This is a genomic window from Streptomyces sp. NBC_00306, assembly GCF_036169555.1.
GTDB lineage: Bacteria > Actinomycetota > Actinomycetes > Streptomycetales > Streptomycetaceae > Streptomyces > Streptomyces achmelvichensis.
The window spans coordinates 4,106,063-4,132,471 of the sequence record NZ_CP108032.1; the positions used below are offsets into that span (position 1 = coordinate 4,106,063).

Sequence of the window (26,409 nt, forward strand, 5' to 3'; positions counted from 1 at the left end):
CCGGTCGGGAGCCCGTCCCGGTCCGCTGTCGGGACCGCTGCGGCTCGCTCGCTCCGCTCGCGCGCTGTCATTGTCCTACTACTTCCGCAGCTCGATGACGGTCTTGCCGATGCGGATCGGCGCGCCCAGCGGAATCGGGGTCGGCGTGGTGAGTCGGGTCCGGTCGAGATATGTGCCGTTGGTGGACCCGAGATCCTCGACGATCCACTGGCCGTCACGGTCCGGGTAGATCCTGGCATGCCGGCTGGAGGCGTAGTCGTCGTCCAGCACGATCGTTGAATCGTGGGCCCGGCCCAGCGAGATGGTCTGGCCTTGCAGTGCCACGGTGGTACCCGTCAGGGTCCCCTCGGACACGACCAGCTTGGTCGGCGCTCCGCGCCGCTGGCGGCTGTTCGCCTGCTGGCGCTGCGGCGGTGGCGCAGCACTCTGGCGCGCCTGCTGCTGGGGACGGGCGTCGGCATTGCGGCGTGAGCCGCGCTGCGTGACGCGCGTACCGAACAGGTCGCTGCGAATGACCTGGACGGCCACGATGACGAACAGCCACAGAACGGCCAGGAAACCTAGCCGCATGACCGTCAGGGTCAGCTCTGACATTGCCCCCGCTTCACCCTTCGGCTTGCCGGTAAACGATGGTGGTGCTGCCCACGACGATCCGCGAGCCGTCGCGGAGCGTAGCGCGGGTGGTGTGCTGCCCGTCTACCACGATGCCGTTGGTAGACCCGAGATCCTGGATCGTCGAGGGCGTTCCGGTCCGGATCTCACAGTGCCGGCGCGATACGCCGGGGTCGTCGATCCGCACATCGGCGTCGGTGCTGCGACCCAGCACCAGCGTCGGGCGGGAGATCTGATGGCGGGTGCCGTTGATCTCGATCCAACGTCTGACTTGGGTGCCCGGCAGCGGGCCCGCGGCCCCTGCCGGACGGCGGTCCGCCGTGGGAGCGGCTCCGGGACGGCCGCCGCCCGGGGGCGGTGCGGCCGGCATCGGAGGTGCTCCGGTCGGAGGGTAGCCGTACCCGCCGCGAGCGCCGCCCTGCGGGGCGACGGGGGCGGGGCCGGCCGGTGCCCGGTCGGGCGCCTGTGACGTACTCGACGCGAGCGTACGGCTGCGCACGCGGTACAGACCCGTGTCGAGGTCGTCCGCCTTCTCCAGATGGACCTTGATCGTGCCCATGAAGGTGTAGCGCTGCTGCTTGGCGTAGTCGCGGACCAGGCCCGCGAGCTCGTCGCCGAGCTGGCCGGAGTACGGGCTCAGGCGCTCGAAGTCGCCGGGGCTGAGCTCCACGATGAAGTCGTTGGGGACGACCGTCCGCTCGCGGTTCCAGATCGTCGCGTTGTTGTCGCACTCACGCTGGAGCGCGCCCGCGATCTCGACAGGCTGGACCTCGGACTTGAACACCTTGGCGAAGGTGCCGTTGACCAGACCTTCGAGTCGCTGCTCGAACTTCTTCAGGACTCCCATGAGGCACCTCCTCCGTCGTTGCCGTCCTGGTACTGCTTACTGATCGTATCCACGCGTCGGGAAATCGGCTGGTTCCCCTTGTCTGCCCCGTCGATGAGTGTCACCTCTCACACGGATCGTAGAGGCGGCCTCCTGACAGTGTCCCGCACCCGGGGTGTGCCGAGGAGGAGTGGGGGCGGCCGCTCTTCGTTCCCTGTTCCCCGGTCGCCCGTGCCAAACAAACGGATGTGAAGGCACCCTGTCCAGCGTGCTAATCTTCTGCATGTCGCCAGGGGGACGCACCGAACCGGTGAGACCCCGAACGGCAGCACCCAATGCGCGGGTGGCGGAATAGGCAGACGCGCTGGATTCAGGTTCCAGTGCCCGAAAGGGCGTGGGGGTTCAACTCCCCCCTCGCGCACAGATGGAAGCCCCGTAGGTCATCGACCTACGGGGCTTCTTCGTGTCCGGACGGCTGCGTGTCGGCGACGGTCGACGGCGTGTCCGGCGGCGGTCGACGGCGTGTCCGGCGGCGGCCTCGGTGCGGTTCGAACGCGGTCGGCTTCGGGAGCGGGGGCGGGGGTGGGGGCGGCGCCGGATCCGTGGTCGAGTGCGGGCCGGATCCGTGGTCGAGCGCCGTCGGCAGGTGTGGGATACGCGACTGTGCGACGTTCGTCGCTCCCGGCCGCGACCAAAGGGGGCCGTCGGCGTGGCGGGGGATTCTCTAGGGTGCCGTCGTGAACGCGTCGACGAAGATCCGGGCCGGTGCCCGGGCGGGTTGGTCCTGGATGGCCGCCCCTGAGCTGTGGTCGCCGCGGCGGACTGCCGGTGAGGTGGTCCTCGGGCTGGTGCTGGGTGTCATGGCGGCCGGTACCGAAGAGCTGATGGGCAGCGAAGGGGCACGTCTGCTCGCCGTCGGTGCCGCCGCCACGCTGCTCTCCCTGTTGCGGCGCCGGATGCCCACCCCCGTACTGCTGGTCACCGCGCTCCTTGCGCCGCTGGTGAGCGGGTTCGCGCCGCTGCTGCTGATCGTCGGCTGGTCGGCCGGGCGCCGGATCGTCGGTGCCGGGCGGGTGATGGCGGCGTTCACCGTGGCGTACGCCCTCTTCATCGGCACCACGCTGCTGGAGGGCTGGGCCCCCTCGGCGACTCTGACCCTGGTGCTGCTGTCCACGCTGTACTTCCTCGCGACGACGCTCGTGCCCGGGCTCGCCAGCCGCTACTGGACCCAGCGGCGGACCCTGCTGCACGCACTCCAGGAGCGCAACGCGCAGCTGCTGCGCGAGCGGGCGATGGTCGCCGGGCAGGCCCGGCTGATGGAGCGGCAGCGCATAGCCCAGGACATGCACGACAGCCTCGGGCACCAGCTCGCGCTGATCTCGGTGCACACGGGGGCGCTGGAGGTGGACCCGCAGCTCACCCCGCAGCAGCGGGAGGCGGTCGGCGTACTGCGGAACGCGTCCGTGACGGCCATGCACGAACTGCGCGAGGTCGTCGGCATCCTGCGGGACGGGGTCGAGGCTCCGTCGGCGCCGGTGGACGACTCGGGGCGCGTCACGCGGGGGACTGCCGGCATCGAGGGACTCGTGGAGGCAGCGCGGGCCGCGGGGAACGAGGTGGAGCTGCGTCGCGCCGGCGACGAGCGGCCGCTCGCGGCGGCGGCCGACCATGCCGCCTACCGCATAGCCCAGGAGGCGCTGACGAACGCGTACAAGCACGCTCCCGGCGCCCGGATCGACGTGGAGCTGCGTTACGAGCCGGACTCCCTCGTCGTGGAGATCGTCAGCGGGCCGGTGGACGCGGCGGTCCGGGGTGCGGTCGTCAGCGGGGGGCAGGGGCTCACCGGGCTGCGTGAGCGGGCGCGGCTGGTGGGCGGGATCGTCCATGCCGGTCCGGCGAGTGGCGGCGGCTTCCGGGTGGCGGGGATGCTCCCGTACGGCGTGGTCGAGGCCACGCCGCTCCTCGCGGCCGAGGACGATTTCCATCAGCAGTCGCCGAGGGCCGTCTACGACGACGGCGTTCCGGTCATGGACTGGAGCGTCACCGGTCGACTTCCCGTGCGCGACGGGCAGGGAGAGCCTCTGGGCGGCCAATGGGCATATCCGGGCGGGCAGTTGACCTTCCCGGGTGCCGAGGGGCGGAGCAGGGCCGGCGGGATCGCCATGGGGTGCGGGATCGCCCTGGCGGCCCTGCTGGTGCTCGGGGCCGCCGCGATCTTCGGGCTCTTCTTCCTCGTCGGGTCGATGGACGAGGGGATGATCGACCCCGCCGAGTACCGCAGCGTGCGGATCGGGGACGACGAGGACGCGGTGCGGGACCGGCTGCCTCCCGGCGACTCGATCATGACCACGGGACTGAGCGGGAAGGGCCCGAAGGAGCCGGAGGGCTCCGAGTGCTTGGTGCTGATGTCGTCGGATGTCGGGGACAGCATGGAGACCGAGCCGGTGTTCCGGTTCTGCTTCCGGGACGGCAAGCTGATCGAGAAGAAGGCGTACGACGTCGTTCGGTAGGTTCGGGGCGGTGGGTGCACGTCCCGTGGGCGTGGCCCGGTGGATGACGGGTGGTAGGTGCCCGGCGGTGGGTGCCGCTCGGTAGGTGCCGGGTGGTAGGTGTCGTTTGGTAGGTGTCGGGCGGCGGGTGTGAGTCGGTAGGCCGCGTTCGATGTCGGCCGGCGGATACGGGTGGGTGTGAAGTGGACGGGATGGCGCCGGCGGGGGTGCCCGGAGCGCCGATCCGGGTCGTCATCGCGGATGACGAGCCGCTGATCAGGGCGGGAATCCGGATGATTCTGACGTCGGACCCCGGGATCCAGGTCGTGGCCGAGGCGGCGAACGGACGCGAGGCGGTCGACATGACACGGGCGCACGGCGCCGACGTGGTGCTGCTCGACATCCAGATGCCGGTCATGGACGGCCTCACGGCGGTGGGGGAGCTGCGCAGGGCGGTCCCGACAGCACGGGTCATCGTGCTGACGACCTTCGGTGAACGGGACAACGTCCTGCGGACGCTGGAGTCCGGTGGCGCCGGGTTTCTGCTGAAGGACACCGCGCCCGCGGAGCTCATCGGAGCCGTACGGGCCGCTGCCGCCGGTGACGCGTACCTCTCCCCCGGTGCGACGCGGCACGTGGTCGACCAGCTGGCGTCCGGGCGGGCGGCTGCGCGCAGCGAGGAGGCGCGGGCCCGCGTGGCGGGGCTGAGTACCCGGGAGCACGAGGTGCTGGCGCTGCTGGGCGAGGGGCTGTCCAATGCGGACGCCGGAAAGCGGCTGCATATGAGCGAGGCCACGGTGAAGACCTACGTGAGCAGGATTCTCGCGAAACTGGAGTGCGAAAACCGGGTGCAGGCGGCGTTGCTGGCCCGGGATGCGGGGCTCGGCGGCTGAGCTGCCGGCTGCGAGGCGTGGGGCTGAGGGTCTGAGCCGTCAGTCGACTGGTTGCCGCGTGACGTGGTTCAGGACCGGTGGTGGGTGGGTGCTTTGGCCATCAGGGGGCGCGTTGGCGGGCGCGGACGTTTCACGTGGAACGTCCGCACTGACTGTTTCACGTGAAACGTCCGCTGAGGCCGGCGCCCGGGGCGCGCCCCCTGGGCTGATCAGGCAGCGAAACGCGCGGCCAGTGTCTTGCCCTTCTCCGCGGCATCGTCGAGCGCCTTGGTCTTCGAGGCGTCGGCGAGCGGGATGAACTGCGCCATCTCCGGCTTGGAGCGGGCCAGCGTCATCTCCGGAACGATGAAGTCGACCGTGGCGCCGAGCATGCCGGTGAACACCTTCTCCAGGTAGTTCTGCACGAATTCGAAATCCTCGCGCGGTGTTCCGGGGGCGTAGGAGCCACCGCGGCTGGCGACCACCGTGACCGGGGTGCCGGCCACCGGGCCGTCGGGCGTACCCGCGTTGTGGCCGACGATGATCACCTGGTCCAGCCATGCCTTGAGGGTGGACGGGATCGTGAAGTTGTACATCGGTGCGCCGATGAGGACGGCATCCGCCGCCTCCAGCTCGGCGGCGAGCTCCGCGCGCAGTTCGTTCTCGACCCCGGCAGAGACGGCCGCGAAGTCCAGGTGGGGCAGGGGTGTGGCGGCGAGGTCGCGGTAGATGACCGTGCCGTCCGGGTGCTGCTCCTGCCAGGCCTGCACGAAGGCAGCGGTGATCTCGCGGGAGGCCGATCCCTGAGGGAAGAGGGCGGAGTCGAGGTGCAGCAGCGTGGCCATGAGGTTCTCCATGAGGGGGGTAGTGAAAATCTGTGCGTACCTATGGATATCACAGTAGCTTACTCTTCATAAGTACCTAGCCTCGGCGCAGTAGTCTGGAGGCATGGCGGAACACAGCGAAGAGGCGTGCAGGCGGGTCGACGGGGGGATCGCGCGTGTCTTCGAGCTGTTCGGCAAGCGGTGGACCGGGCCGATCGTCTCCGTGTTGATGCAGCGCGCCGTGCACTTCGCGGAGCTGCGCCGGGCGATCCCGGGCATCAGTGAACGGATGCTCTCCGACCGGCTGGCCGAGCTCGCGGCCGCGGGGCTGGTCCTGCGGGAGGTCGACGAAGGACCGCCGCTGCGGGTCGCCTACCGGCTGACGGCGGCCGGGACCGCGATGGAGCCCGCCCTCAAGGAACTCGGCCGGTGGGCCGACGAGCATCTGCCCAGGGATCGAGAGGCCGGGACCTGCTAGGTCGCGTCCAGCGGTCCTGTCCGGGGGTGCTGGCCGTCGGGCTTCTGGATCAGTGCTGCCGCGGGCCCTCGGCGGCGGAGTTGTAGCGCAGGAGGTAGTCGGCGAAACGGTCGAGATCCTCGGCAGGCCAGTCGGCCAGACGCTCCTGATAGGCGGCGCGGCGACTGGCGTGTGTGGAGGCGAGCGCAGCGGATCCCGCGGCGGTGGGGTGCAGCACCTGGACGCGGTGGTCGGCCGGATCGGCTCTGCGCTCGACCAACCCGAGCTTCTCCAGTGCCGAAACCTGCCTGCTGACCGTCGACTTGTCGAGCATGTAGTGCGACGCGAGGTCGGTCGCCCGGCAGCCCTGCTGATCATGGATGTGGGACAGCAAGGTGTACGAGACGAACGGCAGCTCGGGATGGAGACGGGCGGCCGCCGCGCGGGCCCGTCGGGCGAAGGCCGTCAGCTCGCGCTGAATGGTGTCGATGGAGCTGTCCCGTGCGCGTGACATGCCGCCTCCTCGCCTTCAGTTGCACGGTACAACGTGTGGTGCGCCCGCCGGCCGCCTTGCCCGGCGCGGGATGCCCGCTCAGTCCTCCCGGGTGGTGATCGCCGCAGGCTGTGGAGTTTTCCGGGGTTATCCACAGGGGCAGACGCCCATCGGCACGCGGCGGTACGGTCAAGGGCACTTGATGTTGAAGGATCGGGACGACGGGGGCAGGACGCCATGGGTGACGCAGAGACGGTGCAGCGGACGGACACCAGCGGACTGGGGCCGGAGTCGGCGGGGACGTCCAGCGCCAAGGGCGGGGGCCGTATCCCGGTGGTGCCCGGCTTCGCCCGGCGCAAGGGCGGGCAGGGCGTCACCGGGGTCGCACCGGCCACGCGGTCGCCCAAGCAGGAGGGCAAGGCGCTGCGTGATCGGGTTCCGCGCTCCTCGCACGACTCGCTGGTGCTGGCGGTGGACCGGCCGGACGCGGTCGCCGCCGTCGAGGAGTCCAGCCGGGGCAGGGTGCCGGGGCTGACACCGATACGGGTGGGGCGGATGGCCGCCTCGCCGTTCGCCTTTCTGCGCGGCTCGGCCGGGCTGATGGCCCACGATCTCGTGGGCACCCCGGTCACCGGAGTGAGCGCCCAGCTGTGCGGCGACGCGCACGCGGCGAACTTCGGCATCTACGGCGATGCCCGCGGGAACCTGGTCATGGACCTCAACGACTTCGACGAGACCGTCGTCGGCCCCTGGGAGTGGGACCTCAAGCGGCTCGCTGTCTCGCTGGTGCTGGCGGCGCGCGTCGCCGGTGCCGACGAGGACGTCTGCCGTGCGGCCGCCTTCGACACCGTGGGCGCCTACCGGCGCACCATGCGCCTGCTGGCGCGGCTGCCCGTGCTGGACGCCTGGAACGCCATCGCGGACGAGGAGCTCGTCTCCCACACGGACGCACGCGACCTCGTCGGCACCCTGGAGCGCGTCTCGGAGAAGGCGCGGAAGAACACCAGCGCGCGCTTCGCCGCCAAGGCGACGGAAGGAGTCTCCGAGGACGGCGGCGAGACCTGCCGCTTCGTGGACGCGCCTCCGGTGCTGCGGCGGGTGCCCGACGCGGAGGCCGCTGCGGTCGCCGCGTCGCTGGAGGAGTACCTGGGCACGGTGTCGGAGGACCGGCTGCCGCTCCTCGCGCGCTACGAGATCCACGATGTCGCCTTCCGTGTGGTGGGCACGGGAAGCGTCGGCACCCGTTCGTACGTGGTGCTGCTGCTCGACCACCGGGGTGAGGCACTGGTGCTCCAGGTGAAGGAGGCCCGGCCCTCGGCGCTGCTGCCGTGCCTGGAGGCCGCCGGCTTCGAGGTGCCCGAGGTGGAGCACGAGGGCCGCCGCGTGGTCTTCGGACAGAAGCGGATGCAGGTGGTCAGCGACATCCTGCTGGGCTGGACGACGGTCGACGGACGGCCGTTCCAGGTACGGCAGTTCAGGAACCGCAAGGGCAGTGTGGACCCCGCCGCGCTCACCGCCGACCAGTTCGACGACTACGGGCGGATGACCGGCGCGCTGCTGGCCCGGGCCCACTCCCACAGCGCCGACCCGAGGCTCCTCGCCGGCTACTGCGGCAAGAACGAGGAGCTGGACGAGGCGGTGGCCGGCTTCGCGATGCTCTACGCGGACCGCACGGAAGCCGATCACGAGGAGCTGCTGGCGGCGATCAAGAGCGGGCGGATAGCCGCTGAGCTGGGTGTGTGACACCGGGCGCCACCACGCCCGTAGGCTGGCCGGGTGACCCAGGATGCACCCGGCGGCCGGACGACCCGGAGCGACGAAGAGCAGGACGTGCCCCCGAGGCCGGAGGCGCGGCTGGAAAAAGCCGTGTACGCGGCCGAGCAGGCGCTGATCGAGTTCGAGATCGCTCTGGAGACGTTCCGGGTGGAGGTGGAGAACTTCTCCCGGCTGCATCACCAGAAGCTGGGCCCGATGTATGCGCGCCTCGACGAGCTGGACGCCCAGATCGCCGAGGCCAAGGCCTCGGCGAGCGGTGATCCGGAGGATCTGCGCAAGGCGCAGGAGGCCCGGGCGATGGTGATGCCGATGCCCGGCGTCGACGAGCTCTTCCACAACTGGATGGACTCCGACGGCCTCTCCCCCGAGGCTGCCGCGATGCTCAACGACCAGCCCGTCCGGGCGCCGAAGCGGGTGCGGCCGAGCGAGGAGGCTCGCAAGCTCTACCGCGAGCTGGCGCGCAAGGCGCACCCGGACCTGGCGCAGGAAGAGGCGGAGCGTGCCCGCCGCGAGGAGTTCATCACCCGCGTGAACGCCGCATACGCGCTCGGGGACGTGGGGCAGCTGCGCGAGCTCGCCGACGAATGGGCGGCCGGGCCGGTGCCCGAGGCCCGGCTCAGCGAGAGCGAGGAGCTCTACGCCCGGCTGGAATGGCTCTCGCAGCGCAAGGAACTGCTGGCTGCCGTGGCCCACGAGCTGGAGGAGAGCGCGATCGGCGCCATGCTCCGGATGGCTCCGGAGGATCCGGACCGGCTGCTCGAGGAGATCGCCGAGCAGCTGCTCGCACAGGTCGCCGAGCGCGAACGGGAACTGGCCGGGCTGGTGGAGTAGGTTTTTCGAGGCCGTCCGGATTCCCGCCGCGACCGCGCGTCGCGTACCCACGAGAGAAGGCATGACCCATGAATTTCGCCCCGCTGCCGTCGGTGGACGTTGCGACCGTGCCGGCCGACGGCCTGGTGCTGGACGTCCGGGAGGACGACGAGTGGGCGGCCGGGCATGTCGAAGGCGCACTGCATGTGCCCATGAGCGACTTCGTCTCGCGCTTCGGTGAGGTGACCGAGGCCGTGAGCGAGGGACACCGGGCGTATGTGATGTGCCGGGTCGGCGGCCGGTCGGCGCAGGTCACCCAGTACCTGGTGCAGCAGGGGATCGACGCGGTGAACGTCGAGGGCGGGATGCTCGCCTGGGACGGCGCCGGGCGCCCGATGGTCACGGACAACGGATCCCCGGCGTTCGTCCTCTGAAGCGCCTCTGCTGATCCCTGGCCCGTCCCGGTGGGACCAGGCGCTCGTCTGCCGTCGGTCTAGCCGAGAGGGTGGGCCGCCAGCAGGTCGCCCAGAGCCTCCTCGTGGGCCGCTGCGGGGCCGAGGGAGAGTTCGAGCTGCTTGGCCCAGGCGTGATAGCGGTGCAGCGGGTAGTCGGTGTCGGCACCGAAGCCGCCGTGCAGATGCTGAGCGGTCTGGACGACCCGGCGTACCCCCTCCGAGGCCCAGATCTTCGCCACGGCGACATCGCCGGCCACAGGCAGCGGGCCGCCGACACCGGCACTGTCCCGTGCGGGTGTGAGCCGCCAGGCCGCCTGCCACAGAGTCGCCTCCATCGCCCTCAGGTCGATGTACCGGTCGGCCGCCTGCACGGCGACGGCCTGGAAGGTGGCGACGGGGAAGCCGAACTGTTCACGCTTGCCGGTGTAGGCGCTCGTCATGGCCAGTACACCTTCACCGAGCCCGAGCGAGAGCGCGCACGTGCCGGTGGTCAGCAGGTGGCGCAGCCACTCCCAGGCGCCTTCGGCGTCGATCAGCTCGGAAGCGTCGACCCGTACGGAATCCAGCGTGACCTCTGCGAACCGCTCGCCGCTCGTGGAGATCTGCTCGGCCTGCGCCATGCCGTCGCGGGTCCGGGGGACCAGTGCCAGGACAGCCTGCCCGTCGGGTGTGTGCGCCGGCACGGCGATGCGGTCCGCCGAGTGCGCCCAGGGGACACCTGTCTGCACGCCGTCGAGCAGCCAGCCGGCCTCCTGGCCGGTGTCCTGACTGGCTTCCCGGCCGGTGTCCCGCCGCGCCGTGACAGCGAGTTCGGCCGGGTCGTGTCCCGTACGTCCGTTGGCTCCCACGGTGATGACCAGTTCACCGCGGCCGACCCGAGGGAGGATCTCGTCCCTCAACCCGGCGCTGCCGTAGCGCTCCACGGCCATGGCGACCGCACTCGTCTCCAGCAGAGGTACCCGGGCCAGCACCCTGGCGGACTCGCGCAGCACCAGACAGAGGGCGATGGGGTCGAGTCCTGCTCCGCCGTACTCCGGTGACACCACCAGACTCAGCAGGTCGGCGTCCGTGAGCTTGGCCCACAGCGGCCGGTCGAACTCCTCGGCCACCGCGCCCGCTGTGAGCGCCGGGCTCGGCACGCCGTCGGGCGCGACACCCGAGAACACCGCCTTCGCAGCCTCGACGGCCGCCTGTTGCTCCTCGGTGAAGGTGAAGTCCACTGCCCTGTCCTCCCACACGCCGGCGGTGCTTGAGCCGTTGCCAGGTCCGGTTCCGCTGTTCGTATCTGACGGGTCGTCAAGATAGAACAGGTTCCTGAAAATGAACACAGCTCGGCAGCGCGGGACAGGTCAGGTCACCGGTGGAGGGGTCCCCGGAGGGTCAGCGGTCGAAGTCGAGCTCCACTTCCGCTGTGGCCGGGTGGGACTGGCAGGCCAGCACATAGCCCGCCTCGGTCTCCTCGGGCTCCAGCGCGAAATTGCGATCCATCCGGACCTCGCCCGACACCAGGAAGGCACGGCAAGTGCCGCAGACGCCGCCCTTGCACGCATACGGCGCGTCGGCACGGCTGCGCAGCACGGTCTCCAGGAGCGATTCCCCTTCCTGCACGGGCCACTTGCCGGACCGTCCGTCCAGGGTCGCCGTCAGCGAGGCGTGCGCGGGAGCGCTCACGGGCTCGGCTGTGGGCGCCGAGCCGTCGTCCACATGGAAGATCTCCTGGTGGATACGGCTCCGGTCGACGCCCAGTTGGCGCAGTGCCCGCTCGGCTCCCAGGACCAGGCCGAAGGGGCCGCACAGGAACCAGCCCTGCACGTCTGCCACCGAGAGCAGGGACGGCAGCAAGGCGGTCAGTCGTTCCTGGTCGAGCCGCCCGGACGGCAGGCCCGACTGCTGCTCCTCCCGGGACAGCGTGGTGACCAGCTGGAAGCGGTCGGGGAAACGGTCCTTGAGGTCCGCCACCTCGTCCAGGAACATCGTGGACGCCACGGTCCGGTCGCTGCGGATCAGACAGAACCGGGCCTCCGGCTCCCGGGCCAGCAGTGTGGCCGCCATCGACAGCACCGGAGTGATTCCGCTGCCGCCGACGACCGCGGCGAAGTACCCGGGCCGCGGTTCGAGCAGGAAGCGGCCCATGGGGGGCATCACCTCGACTGTGTCGCCGACGGCGAGCTCCTTGAGCGCGTACGTCGAGAAGTCACCCCCGTCGACCAGGCGGATGCCCACACGCAGCACCGGATCGGTGCCGGAGGGGGAGGCGGCGGCGCAGATCGAGTACGTACGGCGGATCTCCTCGTCCCCCACCAGCCGGCGCATCGCCAGATGCTGGCCGGGGGTGTGGCGGAAGGTCTCGCACAGCTCGGGCGGCACCTGGAAGGTGACCGCGACCGAGTCGTCCGTGAGCCGTTCGACCTCGCTGACCCGGAGCGGATGGAACATCTACAACTCCTTGAAGTGGTCGAACGGTTCACGGCAGTCGACGCAGCGGCGCAGCGCCTTGCACGCGGTGGAGGAGAACCTGCTCAGCAGTTCGGTGTCGGTGGATCCGCAGTGCGGGCAGCGCACCGAGAGCGTGAGCGGGATCGGGCCCTCCGCGGGCTGCGGCCGCGGCGGGGCTATCCCGAACTCGGCCAGCTTGCGCCGGCCCTCCGCGCTGATGTCGTTCGTCGACCAGGCCGGGGAGAGGACCTTGACGACCGAGACCTCGGCGACGCCGTGCTCGTGCAGCACCTGCTCGATGTCCGCCGTCATGGCCTCGATCGCCGGGCAGCCGGTGTACGTCGGGGTGAGCTCCACCTCGACGCGGCCCGGGCCGAGGATCTGAACCCCGCGCAGGACACCGAGCTCCTCCAGCGTCACCACGGGAAGCTCCGGGTCGGGCACGGAGCCGGCCAGCTTGCGCAGTTCGGACTCGAGCCGGCTGTCGTCAGCGGCCTTCGGCGCGCTCGCCGTCCGGTGGGCGGGAGCAGGCCGGGCAGAGGTGGCGGCCCGGTCGGCGTGGGCGCGACGGTCCGCGGTGAGGTGGGTGCCGGTCACCATGACGCCCCCGGGTGGCTGCGGTGCAGATGCTGCATCTCGGCGAGCATTCGGCCGAAGGACTCCGTGTGCAGTCCCTGACGCCCTGCGCCGGCCGCCCATGCGCCGACCCTCGGTCCCTCGGGCACGGTCAGCGTCGCACGGGTGAGGACGTCCGTCACCGTCTCCAGCCAGCGCGCCTCCAGCGCCTGCTGGTCGACGTCCAGCCCTTCGACCGGCTCGAACATCTCGCCCGTGAACCTCCACAGCGCCTGACAGGCCCGCTGCATGCGCTCATGGCTCTCGTCGGTGCCGTCACCGAGGCGCAGAGTCCACTGCTCGGCATGGTCCTGGTGGTACTCGACTTCCTTGACGGCCTTCGCCGCGAGCCCCGCGAACTCGCCTTCTCCGGCAGCGAGCTGCCCGTACAGCAGTCGCTGGTAGACGGAGAAGTAGAGCTGGCGGGCGATGGTGTGGGCGAAGTCGCCGTTCGGCTGCTCGACCAGCTGGAGGTTGCGGAAAGCCCGCTCCTCGCGCAGATAGGCCAGCTCGTCCTCGTCCCCGACGAGGGACAGCAGCACGCGGGCCTGGCCCAGCAGGTCCAGCGCGATGTTCGCGAGGGCGACGTCCTCCTCCAGCACGGGTGCGTGGCCCGCCCACTCCCCCAGCCGGTGCGAGAGCACCAGCGCGTCGTCGCCGAGGGCGAGTGCCGCGGCGTTCGCCGTGGTGGTCACAGGTGCTTCACCCCGTCCGGGATCTCGTAGAAGGTCGGGTGGCGGTACGGCTTGTCGGCGGACGGCTCGAAGAACGGGTCCTTCTCGTCCGGCGAGGACGCCGTGACCGCCGTGGAGGGCACGACCCAGATGGACACGCCTTCGTTCCGCCGGGTGTAGAGGTCCCGGGCGTTACGGAGCGCCATCTCGGCGTCCGGTGCATGGAGGCTGCCCGCGTGGGTGTGGGACAGACCGCGGCGGGAGCGCACGAAGACCTCCCACAGGGGCCAGCCGGTCGAACCGCTCATGCCGTCGCCTCCTGGGGCTTCGCGTGCTGTGCTTGATGCTTCTCGGCGTACGCAGCGGCCGCATCCCGGACCCAGGCGCCCTCTTCGTGGGCCCGGCGACGCTGGGTGAGCCGCTCTTCGTTGCAGGGGCCGTTGCCCTTGAGGACGTTCTGGAACTCGGTCCAGTCGATCGCGCCGAAGTCGTGCTGCCCGCGCTCCTCGTTCCAGCGCAGATCGGGGTCCGGGAGGGTCAGGCCCAGGGCCTCGGCCTGCGGAACGCAGATGTCCACGAAGCGCTGGCGCAGCTCGTCGTTCGAGTGGCGCTTGATCTTCCAGGCCATGGACTGCGCCGAGTGCGAGGACTCGTCGTCCGGCGGGCCGAACATCATCAGCGACGGCCACCACCAGCGGTTCACGGCGTCCTGCGCCATGTCGTGCTGCGCGGGTGTCCCCCGCGACAGGGTGAGCAGCAGCTCGAACCCCTGGCGCTGGTGGAAGGACTCCTCCTTGCAGATCCGGACCATCGCGCGGGCGTACGGGCCGTAGGAGCAGCGGCAGAGCGGCACCTGGTTGGTGATCGCGGCGCCGTCCACCAGCCAGCCGATCGCACCGACATCGGCCCAGGTCAGCGTGGGGTAGTTGAAGATCGACGAATACCGCTGACGGCCGGCGTGGAGCTTGTCGAGAAGCTCGTCGCGGCTGGTCCCCAGCGTCTCGGCGGCGCTGTAGAGGTAGAGCCCGTGGCCGGCCTCGTCCTGCACCTTGGCCATGAGGATCGCCTTGCGCCGCAGGGAGGGCGCTCGGGTGATCCAGTTCGCCTCGGGCTGCATGCCGATGATTTCGGAGTGGGCGTGCTGGGCCATCTGGCGTACCAGCGTCGCTCGGTAGGCCTCGGGCATCCAGTCGCGCGGCTCGATGCGCTCGTCGGCAGCCACGGCGGCGTCGAAAACCGCCTCGTAGCCATCCGCAGTCACTGCCGTCATCCGGGCCCCCTACCGACCGATCGTTCGGTTCATTGACTTCAATGGTGAGTCGACGGGCCTTAAGGTGTCAACCCTGTGGATGACCGACGTGCGCCGAAGGGGACCGGGGGCGGGATGGACTCCTACAACGACGAGGACGCCGAAGGCGCCGCAACCAGGGGCTCCGGGGTGCCGCCGGACCGTGCCGCCGGGCCGGTGCGGCAGGCCACGCAGTCCTCGCAGCAGCCGTCGGACGGGCCTCAGCGTGCTTCGGAGGGGACTCGTGACTCTTCGGCGGACCAGGACCAGGACCAGGACCAGGACCAGGACCCGGACCAGGACCCGGACCCGCTCCCCGCACCCGGGGCCGGTCCGTCGTCCGCCGTTCGGGCAGAGCCCCGGACAGAGGCCCCGCAGACCGCGGAGCCCGCGACAGCCACCGTGCCCGGGCCCCGGAGCGGGATCCCGCACGAGGACGCCTTCCCGTCGGTGCCGGGCCGCTTCCCGTCGGACCCGGACGTCTCCTCGCCGGACCCGGACTCCGCGCCGCTCGATCCCGATGCCCCCACCCGCGGCATCGCGGCGCTCTCGCTGCCGTACCAGGTCGCCGTGGCCGTCTCGCTCGCCCTCATAGCCGTGCTCGCCGGCGTCCATGTGGCGATGGTGTTTCTGCACGTCGCCCCCGCCAACACGGCGAGCAAGGAGTACGGCAAGGCGATCGACGCCTGGGTCTATCCGGAGTTCGAGCAGAACTGGAAACTCTTCGCCCCCAACCCGCTCCAGCAGAATGTCGCCGTCCAGGTGAAGGCCGAGGTCACCACCCCCGACGGCGACCGCAGGAGCACCGGCTGGATCGATCTGAGCGCCGAGGACGGCGACGCGATCCGCGGCAATCTCCTCCCCAGTCACACCCAGCAGAACGCGCTGCGCAGGGCCTGGGACTTCTACATCAATTCGCACGACGACAAGAACCGCTCCAGCGGCCTGCGCGGGCAGCTGTCCGAGAGCTACGTCCGCCGCCTGGTGATGGCCCGCCTCGAACGGCACGACGTCGGCGGAGAGGTCGAGCGCATCCAGCTCAGGTCGTCGACCAGCGCGGTCAAGCCTCCGGACTGGAGCAACGAGAAGTTCGACCTCCGCCCGCAGTTCCGGGTCCTGCCGTGGTGGACCGTCACCGCGGCCGATCTGCCCGGGGGAGTCGACAACGGTCGTACGGAGGCGGACCGGTGAGCGATGCTTCCGAGCGCGGGAACGGCGGAGCCGTCCAGCGCATCACCGCCACGGCTTTCGGGCCGTACCAGACGGCCATCGTGCGGATCGGGTTCGCCGCCACCTGGCTGCTGTTCCTGCTGCGCGAGCTGCCCAACCGTCATGAGATGTACGGACCGCAGGGCCCGTGGAGCTGGGAGATGGGCCGTCGGCTGATCTCCGGCAACGACGCCTTCACGGCGCTGATGTGGTCGGACAGCACGCTCTGGTTCGAAGTCGTCTATGCCGTAGCGGTGCTGTCCAGCGCCCTGCTGCTGGTGGGCTGGCGGACCCGCACCATGTCCGCGCTTTTCATGATCGGCGTTCTGTCGCTCCAGAACCGCTCCATCTTCATGGGCGACGGTGGCGACAACGTGATCCATCTGATGGCCATCTACCTGGTCGTGACGCGCTGCGGTCAGGTCTGGTCGCTGGACGCGCGCCGCGCCGCCCTCGCCACGGAGCGGGAGTCCGAGGCGAGGGATGCCGGGGTATCGGAGTCCGGGGCGCGGGTCGCCGCGGGGACACGGAGCGACCGGGTCGGCCCGCTTCTGTGGACCGTGCTGGGAGTTGCCCTGGCCATCGCCACGTTCCTGAACGACACCGGCTGGTTCATCCTGCTGCTGCTCTGGGTGCTGTGGGTCGGTCAGGGCCTGTGGTGGATGGCGAACCGGCGAGCCCCGCAGGGTGAGCCGCGCATTCTGCTGGACGCTCTCGCCAATCTTGCCCACAACGCCGGGCTTCTGGTGATCATGGCCGAGGTCTGTCTCATCTACGCCACCGCCGGCTGGTACAAGATCCAGGGCTCACGCTGGCAGGACGGCACCGCGCTCTACTACCCGCTCAAGCTCGACTACTTCACCCCGTGGCCCGCGCTCTCCGATCTGCTGGCCTCGGGCGGGCTGATGGTGCTGGTGCTGACGTACGGCACGGTCGTCGTGCAGGTCGCCTTCCCCTTCACGCTCTTCAACCGGCGCGTCAAGAACGTCCTGCTCGTGGCCATGATGCTGGAGCACGCCGGCATCGCCGTGCTGCTCGGACTGCCGTTCTTCTCCTTGGCGATGATCGCCGCCGACGCCGTGTTCCTGCCGACCGCGTTCCTGGTCTGGCTCGGCGCGCGGGTCGTGCGGGGCCGGGACCGGCTGTTCTCACGGGCGCCCGCCGTACCGGAGCAGCGGCAGGAGAGTCCCGAGCAGCCCCGTACGCTCGTCGGGTGAGCACCACCCGAGAACCGATCCACGACGATCACGATCCGCTGCAGTACGACGAGGGCTTCGGGCCCGAGGTCGGCGTCGGCCCTCATCCGCTGCCGTGGCCCGAGGGCGACCACTACGACGCCGAGCTGCTGGCCAACGGCGACCGCCGCAATGTGGTCGATCCCTATCGGTACTGGACGCGTGAAGCGATCGTCGCCGATCTGGACACACGGCGGCACGGTTTCCATGTGGCCGTGGAGAACTGGGGCCACGACTTCAACATCGGCTCGGTGGTCCGGACCGCCAACGCCTTCCTGGCGCGCGAGATCCACATCGTGGGCAGGCGGCGCTGGAACCGCCGCGGTGCCATGGTCACCGACCGCTACCAGCATGTGCGGCACCACCCGGACACGGAATCGCTGACCGCGTGGGCCGCCGCCGAGGATCTCCCGATCATCGGCATCGACAACCTGCCGGGCGCGGTGCCGCTGGAGCGGACCGAGCTGCCGCGCCGCTGTGTGCTGCTCTTCGGCCAGGAAGGCCCGGGTCTCACCGACGAGGCACGCAAGCACGCGACGATGGTGTGCTCCATCGCCCAGTTCGGCTCGACGCGGTCGATCAACGCCGGAGCGGCCGCGGCGATCGCCATGCACGCCTGGGTGCAGCGGTACGCGGAGATCCCGTCGCCCTAGCGTCGCCCTGGGAGGACGAACCGTGTCGGGCCCTTTCCCGCCCTGGCCTGCGCCTGACCGGCACATGCCGTGCCGCAGACCCCGGTCGGCCGGGGTCTGCGGCACGGAGCTCTTCTCACGCCTGGCGGCGGACCTCCACCACCCGGAAGCGGTTGGAGACGAAGGCGCCGTCGCACAGGGCAGCGTTCGCCGCCGGGTTGCCGCCCGAGCCGTGGAAGTCGGAGAAGGCCGCCGTCTGGTTGACGTAGACCCCGCCCGTCAGATTCAGCGAGAGCTGGGCCGACTCGTCCAGGCAGACGTCCTCGATCGCGCGCTCCGTCTCCGCTGAGGTGGTGTAGGCACCCACCGTCATGGCGCCCTGGTCGCGGACCGTGCGCCGCAGCAGCTCCAGGGAGTCCGCGGTCGAGTCCACGGCGACCGCGAACGAGACCGGGCCGAAGCACTCGGTCAGATAGACCGCCTCGGTGTCCGGCTTGGCACCGTCGAGCTTGACGATCACCGGCGTACGCACGACGGCGTCGGGGAACTCCGGGTTGGTGATCTTCCGCGAGGGAAGGGCCACTTCACCGAGACCGGCCGCGCCGTCCAGCCGGCCCTTCACATCGGGGTTGACGAGTGCGCCCAGCAGGGCGTTCGCCCGGGCGTCGTCGCCGAGCAGTCCGCCCACCGAGGCCGCCAGGTCGCCGACCACCTCGTCGTACGACTTGTGGCCGGCGTCCGTCGTGATGCCGTCGCGCGGAATCAGGAAGTTCTGCGGGGTGGTGCACATCTGGCCGCTGTAGAGGGACAGCGAGAAGGCCAGGTTGGACAGCATCCCCTTGTAGTTGTCCGTGGAGTCGACGACGACGGTGTTGACGCCGGCCTTCTCGGTGTAGACCTGCGCCTGACGGGCGTTGGCCTCCAGCCAGTCACCGAACGCGGTGGAACCCGTGTAGTCGATGATCTTGATCTCGGGGCGCACGGCCAGGGTCTTGGCGATGCCTTCACCGGGACGCTCGGCGGCCAGGGCCACCAGGTTCGGGTCGAAGCCCGCCTCGGCCAGCACCTCGCGGGCCACACGCACGGTGAGCGCCAGCGGGAGGACGGCGCGCGGGTGCGGCTTGACCAGGACGGGGTTGCCGGTGGCGAGCGACGCGAACAGGCCGGGATAGCCGTTCCACGTCGGGAAGGTGTTGCAGCCGATCAGCAGGGAGATACCGCGGCCGGCCGTGGTGAAGGTCTTCCGCAGCTCCAGCGGGTCCCGCTTGCCCTGGGGCTTGGACCAGTCGGCGGCCGCGGGGGTGCGGACCTGCTCGGCGTACGCGTACGCCACGGCTTCCATGCCGCGGTCCTGGGCGTGCGGGCCGCCCGCCTGGAACGCCATCATGAACGCCTGCCCGCTGGTGTGCATCACCGCGTGGGCGAATTCATGGGTGCGGGCGCTGATGCGCGACAGGATCTCCAGGCAGACCAGGGCGCGCGCCTCCGGGCCGGCCTCACGCCAGCCGGCCATCCCCGCACGCATGGCAGGGAGCAGGACGTCCAGGTCGGGATGCGGGTACTCGATGCCCAACTCCGGGCCGTACGGCGAGACCTCGCCACCCGTCCAGTCGTCGGTGCCCGGCTGGTCCAGGTCGAACCTGGTGCCGCGCAGGGCTTCGAAAGCCGCGAGCCCCTCGGCCGGCGCGCTCTCGCCGTACGCCTTCGGGTGCTCGGGGTGCGGGGACCAGTAGGCGCGGGTGCGGATCGCCTCGAGGGCCTGGTCGAGCGTCGGCCGGTGGGTCTCGGTCAGCTGCATGACGGACCAACTCCTCGTCGAGCTGGGCAGGGATGGAATGACAGAGTTAGAGTAACCGAACGATCGGTCGGTACAAGGGGGCCTGTCAAACCTGTGGACAACGCATCGGGGAGGATCGCTTCCATGACCGCCATCGATCAGAGCCGTACCGTCGCCGTGGTCGGCACCGGCACCATGGGGCAGGGAATCGCCCAGGTCGCCCTTGTGGCGGGCCATCCGGTGCTGCTGTACGACGCCGTGCCGGGGCGGGCGGACGAGGCCGCCGAGGCGATCGGCGCGCGTCTGGACCGGCTGGTCGAAAAAGGCCGGATGGCAGCGGTCGAGCGGGACGCCGCCCGGGCGCGTCTGCGGCCGGCGGCGGATCTCGCCGAGCTGGCCGACGCGGCGCTCGTCGTCGAGGCGATCGTCGAACAATTGCCGGTGAAGCAGCAGCTGTTCGTCGCCCTGGAGAAGATCGTCGCGGAGGACTGCCTCCTCGCCACGAACACCTCTTCGCTCTCCGTCACCGCGGTGGCGGGCGCCCTGAAGAACCCCGGCCGGTTCGTCGGTCTGCACTTCTTCAACCCCGCGCCCCTGCTCCCTCTGGTCGAGGTGGTCAGCGGCTTCGCTACGGAGAGCGCTGCCGCCACGCGCGCGTACGCGACGGCGAAGGCCTGGGGGAAGTCCCCCGTGCGCTGCGCCGACACCCCGGGCTTCATCGTCAACCGCATCGCCCGGCCCTTCTACGCCGAGGCCTTCGCGGTCTACGAGGAGCAGGCCGCCGACCCCGCCACGATCGACGCGGTGCTGCGCGAGTGCGGCGGCTTCAAGATGGGCCCCTTCGAGCTCACCGATCTGATCGGCCAGGACGTCAACGAGGCCGTGACCCGCTCCGTCTGGGACTCCTTCTTCCAGAGCCCCAAGTTCGTCCCGTCGCTCGCCCAGCGCCGGCTGGTCGAGTCGGGGCTCCACGGCCGCAAGAGCGGACGCGGCTGGTACGCGTACACGGACGGGTCGACCCGGCCCGAACCGCACACCGCTCCGGCCACCGAGCCGCCCACCGAGATCACCGTCGAGGGCGACCTCGGGCCCGCGGGGGAGCTGGTCGCCCTGCTGCGGGAGGCCGGCATCACCGTACGCGAGACGGAGGAGGACCGCGGGACGCGGATCCTGCTGCCCAGCGGCGGCCAGCTGGTGCTGGCCGACGGCCAGACCTCGGCCGAGTTCCGCGACGTCGTCTACTTCGACCTGGCCCTCGACTACCGCGCCGCCACCCGGATCGCGCTGGCCGCGTCCGAGGTCACCGAGTGGGAGACGCTCCGGCAGTCCATCGGCCTGTTCCAGGCGCTCGGCAAGAGCGTCAGCGTCATCCGGGACGTCCCCGGGATGATCGTGGCCCGCACGGTTGCCATGCTCGTGGACCTCGCCGCCGACGCCGTGGCCAAGAAGGTCGCGTCCGCCCAGGACATCGACACGGCGATGCGGCTGGGCGTCAACTACCCGCTGGGGCCCGTCGAGTGGGGCCGCCGCCTCGGCCGGTCCTGGGCGCACGAGCTGCTGGACGAGCTCCACGCGCGCGTGCCCACCGGGCGCTACGCCCCCTCCCTGGGGCTCTACCGGCAGTCGTACATTCGCACCGAGAAGGACGAGGCAGGCGCATGACGACGGCCAAGCGGGACACGTACACACCCGAGACGCTGCTGACGGTCGCCGTGCGGATCTTCAACGAGCGCGGCTACGACGGCACCTCGATGGAGCACCTCTCCCAGGCCGCCGGTATCTCCAAGTCCTCGATCTACCACCACGTCGCCGGCAAGGAGGAACTGCTGCGCCGGGCCGTGAGCCGGGCCATCGACGCGCTCTTCGCGATCCTGGACGAGCCGGGAGGCCTGCGCGGGCGCGCCATCGAGCGGGTGGAGTACGTCACCCGGCGCACGGTGGAGGTGCTGGTGGCCGAGCTGCCCTATGTGACGCTGCTGCTGCGTGTCCGGGGCAATACCAAGACCGAGCGGTGGGCGATGGAACGCCGCCGTGAGTTCGACCAGCGCGTCGCCGATCTGCTGAAGGCGGCGGCGGCCGACGGGGATCTGCGCGCCGACGTGGACATCCGGCTCGCGACGCGGCTGCTGTTCGGCATGGTGAACTCGCTGGTCGAGTGGTACCGGCCGCACGCGGGCGGGGGCTACGACGGGGACCAGGTCGCCGAGACCGTCGTGCGGCTCGCATTCGACGGTCTGCGTACGGACTCCGCCGAGGGCTGACCGGGGCCGCCTGCTCACCTCGTCCGCCGCCCGGCGGGCACCACCCCTCGAGCGACGACGCGCGCTCGCTCCGCACGTCCCTCGCGCCACCGCACCGCGCGGCCCGTCCGGGGCCGGCCACCCGCGGGTTCCACTCGCACGGCCCAGCGCTCCGGCGGTCCGCGCCACGAGTGCCCGCCGGCTACAGCGGTTCGATGTCCGGGGTCCCCGCAGGGCCCGGCCCCGGGTCGAGGTCCGTCTCCTCGAAGACCAGCAGCGTGCGGGTGGAGAGCACCTCCGGGATGGACTGGAGCCGGGTCAGGACCAGCTCCCGCAAGGTGCGGTTGTCCGGGGTGTGCACCAGGAGCAGGACGTCGAAATCGCCGCTGACCAGAGCGATGTGCGCGGCGCCGGGCAGCGCCTGGAGCTGCTCGCGCACGGTCCGCCAGGAGTTCTGCACGATCTTGAGGGTGATATACGCAGAGGCGCCCTGACCTGCGCGTTCGTGGTTGACCCGAGCGCTGAATCCGCGTATCACGCCGTCGTCGATGAGCCGGTTGATCCGCGCGTACGCATTGGCGCGTGACACATGGACGCGCTCGGCCACGGAACGTATCGAGGCACGGCCCTCCGTCTGGAGGATGCGCAGGATGTCGCGGTCGATGGCGTCGAGCGGGCGGGCCGGAGGGCCCGTGTCCGAACCGTCCCCGCCGTCGGCCATTTGTTCAGCTGCCATATCCCCCCGCCTCCCTGGCATGGACGACCTGTCTCCATCAGAGGCTGTGGAGAACCGTTTGTCCACAGGCTGGAGGTGCCTGTAGCCAAAATGCGTCCACGACCGAACAATCGGTAGGTGAGGCGGGCCACACCCCGACCGCTTCGTCGTCGCTCCCAGGAGGAGGTGCTCGCTGTGCGAAAGAGCAGCATGACGGTCCAAGAGCTGCCCGGCGCCGTCGCGTACCGGCCCACGCCGCCCCCGGCGTGGAAGCCCCGTACGGACCCCGCGCCACTGCTCCCGGACCCGGAGCCGTACCGCGTGCTCGGTACGGACGCCGCGGCCGGCACCGACCCCGAGCTGCTGCTGAAGCTGTACGCCCAGCTGGTGCGCGGCCGCAGGTACAACGTGCAGGCCACCGCCCTCACCAAGCAGGGCCGGCTCGCGGTCTACCCCTCCAGCACCGGGCAGGAGGCGAGCGAGGTGGCGGCCGCGCTGGCGCTGGAGGAGCGCGACTGGCTCTTCCCCAGCTACCGCGACACGCTCGCCGCCGTGGCACGCGGCCTGGACCCCGTGCAGGCGCTGACCCTGCTGCGCGGCGACTGGCACACCGGCTACGACCCGCACGAGCACCGCATAGCGCCCCTGAGCACCCCCCTCGCCACCCAGCTGCCCCACGCCGTCGGACTGGCGCACGCCGCCCGGCTCAAGGGGGACGACGTCGTCGCGCTCGCCATGGTCGGCGACGGCGGCACCAGCGAGGGCGACTTCCACGAGGCGCTGAACTTCGCCGCCGTCTGGCAGGCCCCTGTCGTCTTCCTCGTGCAGAACAACGGTTTCGCGATCTCCGTGCCGCTGGCCAAGCAGACCGCCGCCCCCTCGCTCGCCCACAAGGCCGTGGGGTACGGCATGCCGGGCCGACTGGTCGACGGGAACGACGCCGCCGCGATGCACGAGGTCCTCAGCGACGCGGTCGACCGCGCCCGCCGCGGCGGTGGCCCCACGCTGATCGAGGCCGTCACCTATCGCATCGAAGCCCACACCAACGCCGACGACGCGACGCGCTACCGCGGCGACGCCGAGGTCGAGGCCTGGCGGGCACACGACCCGATCCGGCTGCTGGAGCGTGAGTTGACGGAGCGAGGACTGCTGGACGACGAGGCCAGGGAGAGCGTCGCCGCCTCCGCCGAGACGATGGCGGCGGACCTGCGCGAGCGGATGAACGCCGAGCCGGTGCTCCAGCCGATGGACCTCTTCGAGCATGTCTACGCCGAGCAGACCAGCCAGCTGCGTGAGCAGGCCGCGCAACTGCGCGCCGAGCTCGACGCCGAGGGAGAAGCACGATGACCACGGCCGCGGTGAAGCCCGCCACCATGGCGCAGGCCCTGCAGCGCGCCATGCGCGACGCGATGGCGCAGGACCCGACCGTCCATGTGATGGGGGAGGACGTCGGCACGCTCGGCGGAGTCTTCCGGGTGACGGACGGACTCGCCAAGGAGTTCGGCGAGGACCGGTGCACCGACACACCGCTGGCGGAGGCGGGCATTCTCGGCACCGCGGTCGGTATGGCGATGTACGGGCTGCGGCCCGTCGTCGAGATGCAGTTCGACGCCTTCGCGTATCCCGCGTTCGAGCAGCTGATCAGCCATGTCTCCCGGATGCGCAACCGCACCAAGGGCGCCATGCCGATGCCCATCACCGTGCGCGTGCCGTACGGCGGCGGGATCGGCGGCGTCGAGCACCACAGCGACTCGTCCGAGGCCTACTACATGGCGACCCCGGGGCTCCATGTCGTCACGCCCGCGACGGTCGACGACGCGTACGGGCTGCTCAGGGCCGCGATCGCCTCGGACGACCCGGTGGTCTTCCTGGAGCCGAAGCGGCTGTACTGGTCGAAGTCGCAGTGGTCGCCGGAGGCACCCACCGCCGTCGAGCCGATAGGCCGCGCCGTGGTCAGGCGTCAGGGACGCAGCGCCACGCTCATCACCTACGGCCCCTCCCTGCCGGTCTGCATGGAGGCGGCGGAGGCCGCCGCGGCCGAGGGCTGGGACCTCGAGGTCGTCGACCTGCGGTCCCTGGTGCCCTTCGACGACGAGACGGTCTGTGCGTCCGTGCGGCGTACGGGACGGGCGGTCGTCGTCCACGAGTCCACCGGCTTCGGCGGTCCCGGAGGGGAGATCGCCGCGCGGGTGACGGAGCGCTGCTTCCACCATCTGGAGGCTCCGGTGCTTCGGGTGGCCGGGTTCGACATCCCCTATCCGCCGCCGATGCTGGAGCGGCACCATCTGCCGGGAGTGGACCGGGTGCTCGACGCGGTCGCGCGACTGCAGTGGGAGGCGGGGAGCTGATGGCACAGGTGCTGGAGTTCAAGCTGCCGGACCTCGGCGAGGGACTGACCGAGGCGGAGATCGTGCGCTGGCTGGTCGACGTGGGAGACGTCGTCGCGATCGACCAGCCCGTGGTCGAGGTCGAGACGGCGAAGGCCATGGTCGAGGTGCCCTGCCCCTACGGCGGTGTGGTCACCGCGCGGTACGGCGAGGAGGGCACCGAACTGCCGGTCGGCGCACCGCTGCTGACGGTGGCGGTCGGCGCCTCGTCGGCCGTTGACGGCAAGGAAGCCGGTCGGGCCGCTGAGCCTGCGTCGGCGTCGTCGGCGCAGGCCTCGGGTGAGTCTTCCGGCAATGTGCTGGTGGGGTACGGGACGGGTGCGCCCGCGGCTCGCCGCCGCCGGATTCGGCCCGCTGTCCCGCCTGCCGCTCCGGCCGCTCCGGCCGAGCGTGCTCCCGCGCCGGCGGCCCCCGCGGCCGCCGCATACGTCGAGCCCACACCCGCCCCCGTCGAGCCCACACCCGCCCCCGCTGCTCAGGCCGCTGTCGCGGGTCACGCCGGACTCAACGGCGGTGTGGCTGTCCCGGACGGCGCGATCGGGCCCGTGCCCGTCATCTCGCCGCTGGTGCGCAGGCTCGCCCGGGACAACGGCCTGGACCTCAGGCAGTTGACGGGCTCGGGTCCGGACGGCCTGATCCTGCGGGCGGACGTCGAACGCGCCATGGCCGCGGCCGAGGCTCCGGCCGTGCCCGCCGACGCTCCGACCATCACCGCCCCGACCACCAGCGCCCCCGTCGCCACCGCCCCTGCCGCTGCGGCACAGACCGGAACGCGCGGTGAACGGATACCGCTGCGCGGTGTTCGCGGCGCCGTCGCGGACAAGCTGTCCCGCAGCCGCCGCGAAATACCCGAGGCCACCTGCTGGGTGGACGCGGACGCGACCGAGCTGATGGCCGCCCGCGCCGCGATGAACGCCGCCGGTGGACCGAAGATCTCGCTCATCGCGCTGCTCGCCCGGATCTGCACGGCCGCGCTGGCCCGCCACCCGGAGCTCAACTCCACGGTGGACATGGAGGCCAGGGAGATCGTCCGGCTGCCCGAGGTCCACCTCGGGTTCGCGGCACAGACCGAGCGCGGTCTGGTCGTCCCCGTGGTGCGGGACGCCCAGAGCCGCTCGGCCGAGTCGCTGAGCGCGGAGTTCGCGCGGCTCACCGAGGTGGCGAGGCAGGGTGCGCTCACGCCGGCGGACCTGACGGGCGGGACGTTCACGCTGAACAACTACGGAGTGTTCGGCGTCGACGGCTCCACGCCGATCATCAACCACCCGGAGGCGGCGATGCTCGGGGTCGGCCGGATCGTGCCCAAGCCGTGGGTGCACGAGGGCGAACTGGCCGTGCGCCAGGTCGTCCAGCTCTCGCTCACCTTCGACCACCGGGTGTGCGACGGCGGCACCGCCGGAGGATTCCTGCGGTACGTGGCCGACTGCGTCGAGCACCCCTCGGTGCTGCTGCGCACGCTGTAGGTCCTGTCCGGGCGATCTTGTCGGGCCTGTGACGACAGCGACAGCTAGGCACTCCCTCGTAGCCCTTCGGGCACGGGAGGTGCCCCCACGCTGTGTTGTCTCAGTCGCCCGAGTACGCCCGGTA

26 protein-coding genes and 1 tRNA gene are annotated in these 26,409 nt (G+C 70.9%); 15 read left to right on the plus strand and 12 right to left on the minus strand.

Features of this window, described 5'->3' with window-relative positions; genetic code table 11:
• Window positions 1-78: 78 nt before the first annotated feature.
• Entirely contained in the window at window positions 79-594 is a 516-nt protein-coding gene (locus tag OHA05_RS18305) for an FHA domain-containing protein FhaB/FipA (RefSeq protein ID WP_313945281.1), read from the minus strand.
• A 10-nt stretch (window positions 595-604) separates the two neighbouring features.
• Window positions 605-1,459: a DUF3662 and FHA domain-containing protein gene (locus OHA05_RS18310; RefSeq protein ID WP_313945280.1), complete on the minus strand. Its 855-nt coding sequence runs from the start codon at window positions 1,457-1,459 to the stop codon at window positions 605-607.
• Window positions 1,460-1,775: 316 nt separating this feature from the next.
• Between OHA05_RS18310 and OHA05_RS18315 the strand changes: the two genes are divergently transcribed.
• From OHA05_RS18315 to OHA05_RS18325, 3 genes are all read left to right on the plus strand, one after another.
• A tRNA-Leu gene (locus OHA05_RS18315) sits at window positions 1,776-1,859 on the plus strand.
• A 367-nt stretch (window positions 1,860-2,226) separates the two neighbouring features.
• The gene (locus OHA05_RS18320; protein ID WP_328863418.1) at window positions 2,227-3,948 is read left to right on the plus strand and encodes a sensor histidine kinase; all 1,722 of its coding nucleotides are present in this window, start codon (window positions 2,227-2,229) and stop codon (window positions 3,946-3,948) included.
• A gap of 206 nt (window positions 3,949-4,154) precedes the next feature.
• Window positions 4,155-4,820 (plus strand): response regulator transcription factor, encoded by a 666-nt coding sequence (locus tag OHA05_RS18325; protein WP_313948942.1) that lies wholly within the window; start codon window positions 4,155-4,157, stop codon window positions 4,818-4,820.
• Window positions 4,821-5,029: 209 nt separating this feature from the next.
• On the opposite strand, the gene OHA05_RS18330 is transcribed toward OHA05_RS18325, so the two are convergent.
• Window positions 5,030-5,644, minus strand: coding sequence for an FMN-dependent NADH-azoreductase (locus OHA05_RS18330; protein ID WP_313945279.1), 615 nt, complete (start codon window positions 5,642-5,644; stop codon window positions 5,030-5,032).
• Window positions 5,645-5,747: 103 nt separating this feature from the next.
• Between OHA05_RS18330 and OHA05_RS18335 the strand changes: the two genes are divergently transcribed.
• On the plus strand, window positions 5,748-6,101 hold the full coding sequence (locus tag OHA05_RS18335) for a winged helix-turn-helix transcriptional regulator (protein ID WP_313945278.1): 354 nt from the start codon (window positions 5,748-5,750) through the stop codon (window positions 6,099-6,101).
• A 49-nt stretch (window positions 6,102-6,150) separates the two neighbouring features.
• Here the strand turns inward: OHA05_RS18335 and OHA05_RS18340 are convergent, their stop codons facing one another.
• Window positions 6,151-6,594 (minus strand): MarR family winged helix-turn-helix transcriptional regulator, encoded by a 444-nt coding sequence (locus OHA05_RS18340; RefSeq protein ID WP_328861168.1) that lies wholly within the window; start codon window positions 6,592-6,594, stop codon window positions 6,151-6,153.
• Between the two features lie 216 nt (window positions 6,595-6,810).
• On the opposite strand from OHA05_RS18340, the gene OHA05_RS18345 reads away from it, so the two are divergent.
• The 3 genes from OHA05_RS18345 to OHA05_RS18355 all read left to right on the plus strand — a co-directional run bounded on the left by OHA05_RS18345 (window position 6,811) and on the right by OHA05_RS18355 (window position 9,593).
• Window positions 6,811-8,316, plus strand: a complete 1,506-nt coding sequence (locus OHA05_RS18345; RefSeq protein ID WP_313945275.1) for a DUF2252 domain-containing protein — start codon at window positions 6,811-6,813, stop codon at window positions 8,314-8,316.
• Window positions 8,317-8,349: 33 nt separating this feature from the next.
• Complete coding sequence (locus OHA05_RS18350) at window positions 8,350-9,180, plus strand: hypothetical protein (RefSeq protein WP_313945274.1); 831 nt, start codon at window positions 8,350-8,352, stop codon at window positions 9,178-9,180.
• A gap of 68 nt (window positions 9,181-9,248) precedes the next feature.
• Entirely contained in the window at window positions 9,249-9,593 is a 345-nt protein-coding gene (locus OHA05_RS18355; protein ID WP_313945273.1) for a rhodanese-like domain-containing protein, read from the plus strand.
• A 59-nt stretch (window positions 9,594-9,652) separates the two neighbouring features.
• Here OHA05_RS18355 and OHA05_RS18360 read toward each other — a convergent pair whose 3' ends face one another.
• The 6 genes from OHA05_RS18360 to paaA all read right to left on the minus strand — a co-directional run bounded on the left by OHA05_RS18360 (window position 9,653) and on the right by paaA (window position 14,609).
• The gene (locus OHA05_RS18360; RefSeq protein ID WP_328861169.1) at window positions 9,653-10,834 is read right to left on the minus strand and encodes an acyl-CoA dehydrogenase family protein; all 1,182 of its coding nucleotides are present in this window, start codon (window positions 10,832-10,834) and stop codon (window positions 9,653-9,655) included.
• A gap of 160 nt (window positions 10,835-10,994) precedes the next feature.
• The gene (locus tag OHA05_RS18365; RefSeq protein WP_313945269.1) at window positions 10,995-12,050 is read right to left on the minus strand and encodes a 2Fe-2S iron-sulfur cluster-binding protein; all 1,056 of its coding nucleotides are present in this window, start codon (window positions 12,048-12,050) and stop codon (window positions 10,995-10,997) included.
• Entirely contained in the window at window positions 12,051-12,650 is a 600-nt protein-coding gene (gene paaD / locus OHA05_RS18370; RefSeq protein ID WP_328861170.1) for a 1,2-phenylacetyl-CoA epoxidase subunit PaaD, read from the minus strand. It abuts the gene before it with no gap.
• Entirely contained in the window at window positions 12,644-13,360 is a 717-nt protein-coding gene (gene paaC / locus OHA05_RS18375) for a 1,2-phenylacetyl-CoA epoxidase subunit PaaC (RefSeq protein WP_328861171.1), read from the minus strand. The genes paaD and paaC overlap by 7 nt, the downstream gene beginning before the upstream one ends.
• On the minus strand, window positions 13,357-13,647 hold the full coding sequence (gene paaB / locus OHA05_RS18380) for a 1,2-phenylacetyl-CoA epoxidase subunit PaaB (protein ID WP_313945266.1): 291 nt from the start codon (window positions 13,645-13,647) through the stop codon (window positions 13,357-13,359). The genes paaC and paaB overlap by 4 nt, the downstream gene beginning before the upstream one ends.
• Entirely contained in the window at window positions 13,644-14,609 is a 966-nt protein-coding gene (paaA, locus tag OHA05_RS18385; protein WP_313945265.1) for a 1,2-phenylacetyl-CoA epoxidase subunit PaaA, read from the minus strand. Before paaA ends, paaB begins: the two co-directional genes overlap by 4 nt.
• 75 nt (window positions 14,610-14,684) lie before the next feature.
• Here paaA and OHA05_RS18390 point away from each other — a divergent pair, with 75 nt between their 5' ends.
• Genes OHA05_RS18390 through OHA05_RS18400 form a run of 3 tightly spaced genes read left to right on the plus strand, consistent with a single transcriptional unit; the run spans window position 14,685 to window position 17,724 of the window.
• A complete protein-coding gene (locus OHA05_RS18390) occupies window positions 14,685-15,818 on the plus strand; it encodes a DUF5819 family protein (protein WP_328861172.1) in 1,134 nt (377 codons plus the stop codon).
• Complete coding sequence (locus tag OHA05_RS18395) at window positions 15,815-17,053, plus strand: HTTM domain-containing protein (protein WP_328861173.1); 1,239 nt, start codon at window positions 15,815-15,817, stop codon at window positions 17,051-17,053. The genes OHA05_RS18390 and OHA05_RS18395 overlap by 4 nt, the downstream gene beginning before the upstream one ends.
• Window positions 17,050-17,724, plus strand: a complete 675-nt coding sequence (locus tag OHA05_RS18400; protein ID WP_328861174.1) for a TrmH family RNA methyltransferase — start codon at window positions 17,050-17,052, stop codon at window positions 17,722-17,724. Before OHA05_RS18395 ends, OHA05_RS18400 begins: the two co-directional genes overlap by 4 nt.
• 115 nt (window positions 17,725-17,839) lie before the next feature.
• On the opposite strand, the gene paaN is transcribed toward OHA05_RS18400, so the two are convergent.
• Window positions 17,840-19,501, minus strand: a complete 1,662-nt coding sequence (gene paaN, locus OHA05_RS18405) for a phenylacetic acid degradation protein PaaN (RefSeq protein WP_328861175.1) — start codon at window positions 19,499-19,501, stop codon at window positions 17,840-17,842.
• A gap of 123 nt (window positions 19,502-19,624) precedes the next feature.
• Here paaN and OHA05_RS18410 point away from each other — a divergent pair, with 123 nt between their 5' ends.
• Together OHA05_RS18410 and OHA05_RS18415 are read left to right on the plus strand one after the other, a co-directional pair.
• Window positions 19,625-21,142, plus strand: a complete 1,518-nt coding sequence (locus OHA05_RS18410) for a 3-hydroxyacyl-CoA dehydrogenase (protein WP_328861176.1) — start codon at window positions 19,625-19,627, stop codon at window positions 21,140-21,142.
• Entirely contained in the window at window positions 21,139-21,741 is a 603-nt protein-coding gene (locus tag OHA05_RS18415) for a TetR/AcrR family transcriptional regulator (protein WP_313945259.1), read from the plus strand. The genes OHA05_RS18410 and OHA05_RS18415 overlap by 4 nt, the downstream gene beginning before the upstream one ends.
• A gap of 181 nt (window positions 21,742-21,922) precedes the next feature.
• On the opposite strand, the gene OHA05_RS18420 is transcribed toward OHA05_RS18415, so the two are convergent.
• Window positions 21,923-22,441 (minus strand): Lrp/AsnC family transcriptional regulator, encoded by a 519-nt coding sequence (locus tag OHA05_RS18420; RefSeq protein ID WP_313948941.1) that lies wholly within the window; start codon window positions 22,439-22,441, stop codon window positions 21,923-21,925.
• A 204-nt stretch (window positions 22,442-22,645) separates the two neighbouring features.
• Between OHA05_RS18420 and pdhA the strand changes: the two genes are divergently transcribed.
• Genes pdhA through OHA05_RS18435 form a run of 3 tightly spaced genes read left to right on the plus strand, consistent with a single transcriptional unit; the run spans window position 22,646 to window position 26,285 of the window.
• Entirely contained in the window at window positions 22,646-23,782 is a 1,137-nt protein-coding gene (gene pdhA / locus OHA05_RS18425) for a pyruvate dehydrogenase (acetyl-transferring) E1 component subunit alpha (RefSeq protein WP_313948940.1), read from the plus strand.
• Window positions 23,779-24,783, plus strand: a complete 1,005-nt coding sequence (locus OHA05_RS18430) for an alpha-ketoacid dehydrogenase subunit beta (protein WP_327682293.1) — start codon at window positions 23,779-23,781, stop codon at window positions 24,781-24,783. The genes pdhA and OHA05_RS18430 overlap by 4 nt, the downstream gene beginning before the upstream one ends.
• Window positions 24,783-26,285: a dihydrolipoamide acetyltransferase family protein gene (locus OHA05_RS18435; protein ID WP_328861177.1), complete on the plus strand. Its 1,503-nt coding sequence runs from the start codon at window positions 24,783-24,785 to the stop codon at window positions 26,283-26,285. The genes OHA05_RS18430 and OHA05_RS18435 overlap by 1 nt, the downstream gene beginning before the upstream one ends.
• Window positions 26,286-26,409: the final 124 nt, after the last annotated feature.

Bases quoted from the DNA above. Each gene is read 5' to 3' on its own strand.
- OHA05_RS18365 (WP_313945269.1), bottom strand. From the start codon at position 12,050: ATGTTCCATCCGCTCCGGGTCAGCGAGGTCGAACGGCTCACGGACGAC.
- paaD (WP_328861170.1), bottom strand. From the start codon at position 12,650: ATGGTGACCGGCACCCACCTCACCGCGGACCGTCGCGCCCACGCCGAC.
- OHA05_RS18310 (WP_313945280.1), bottom strand. From the start codon at position 1,459: ATGGGAGTCCTGAAGAAGTTCGAGCAGCGACTCGAAGGTCTGGTCAAC.
- pdhA (WP_313948940.1), top strand. From the start codon at position 22,646: ATGACGGTCCAAGAGCTGCCCGGCGCCGTCGCGTACCGGCCCACGCCG.
- OHA05_RS18355 (WP_313945273.1), top strand. From the start codon at position 9,249: ATGAATTTCGCCCCGCTGCCGTCGGTGGACGTTGCGACCGTGCCGGCC.
- OHA05_RS18415 (WP_313945259.1), top strand. From the start codon at position 21,139: ATGACGACGGCCAAGCGGGACACGTACACACCCGAGACGCTGCTGACG.
- OHA05_RS18305 (WP_313945281.1), bottom strand. From the start codon at position 594: ATGTCAGAGCTGACCCTGACGGTCATGCGGCTAGGTTTCCTGGCCGTT.
- OHA05_RS18320 (WP_328863418.1), top strand. From the start codon at position 2,227: ATGGCCGCCCCTGAGCTGTGGTCGCCGCGGCGGACTGCCGGTGAGGTG.
- OHA05_RS18430 (WP_327682293.1), top strand. From the start codon at position 23,779: ATGACCACGGCCGCGGTGAAGCCCGCCACCATGGCGCAGGCCCTGCAG.
- paaB (WP_313945266.1), bottom strand. From the start codon at position 13,647: ATGAGCGGTTCGACCGGCTGGCCCCTGTGGGAGGTCTTCGTGCGCTCC.
- OHA05_RS18435 (WP_328861177.1), top strand. From the start codon at position 24,783: ATGGCACAGGTGCTGGAGTTCAAGCTGCCGGACCTCGGCGAGGGACTG.
- OHA05_RS18330 (WP_313945279.1), bottom strand. From the start codon at position 5,644: ATGGCCACGCTGCTGCACCTCGACTCCGCCCTCTTCCCTCAGGGATCG.
- OHA05_RS18345 (WP_313945275.1), top strand. From the start codon at position 6,811: ATGGGTGACGCAGAGACGGTGCAGCGGACGGACACCAGCGGACTGGGG.
- paaA (WP_313945265.1), bottom strand. From the start codon at position 14,609: ATGACGGCAGTGACTGCGGATGGCTACGAGGCGGTTTTCGACGCCGCC.
- paaN (WP_328861175.1), bottom strand. From the start codon at position 19,501: ATGCAGCTGACCGAGACCCACCGGCCGACGCTCGACCAGGCCCTCGAG.
- OHA05_RS18420 (WP_313948941.1), bottom strand. From the start codon at position 22,441: ATGGCCGACGGCGGGGACGGTTCGGACACGGGCCCTCCGGCCCGCCCG.
- OHA05_RS18340 (WP_328861168.1), bottom strand. From the start codon at position 6,594: ATGTCACGCGCACGGGACAGCTCCATCGACACCATTCAGCGCGAGCTG.
- OHA05_RS18335 (WP_313945278.1), top strand. From the start codon at position 5,748: ATGGCGGAACACAGCGAAGAGGCGTGCAGGCGGGTCGACGGGGGGATC.
- OHA05_RS18410 (WP_328861176.1), top strand. From the start codon at position 19,625: ATGACCGCCATCGATCAGAGCCGTACCGTCGCCGTGGTCGGCACCGGC.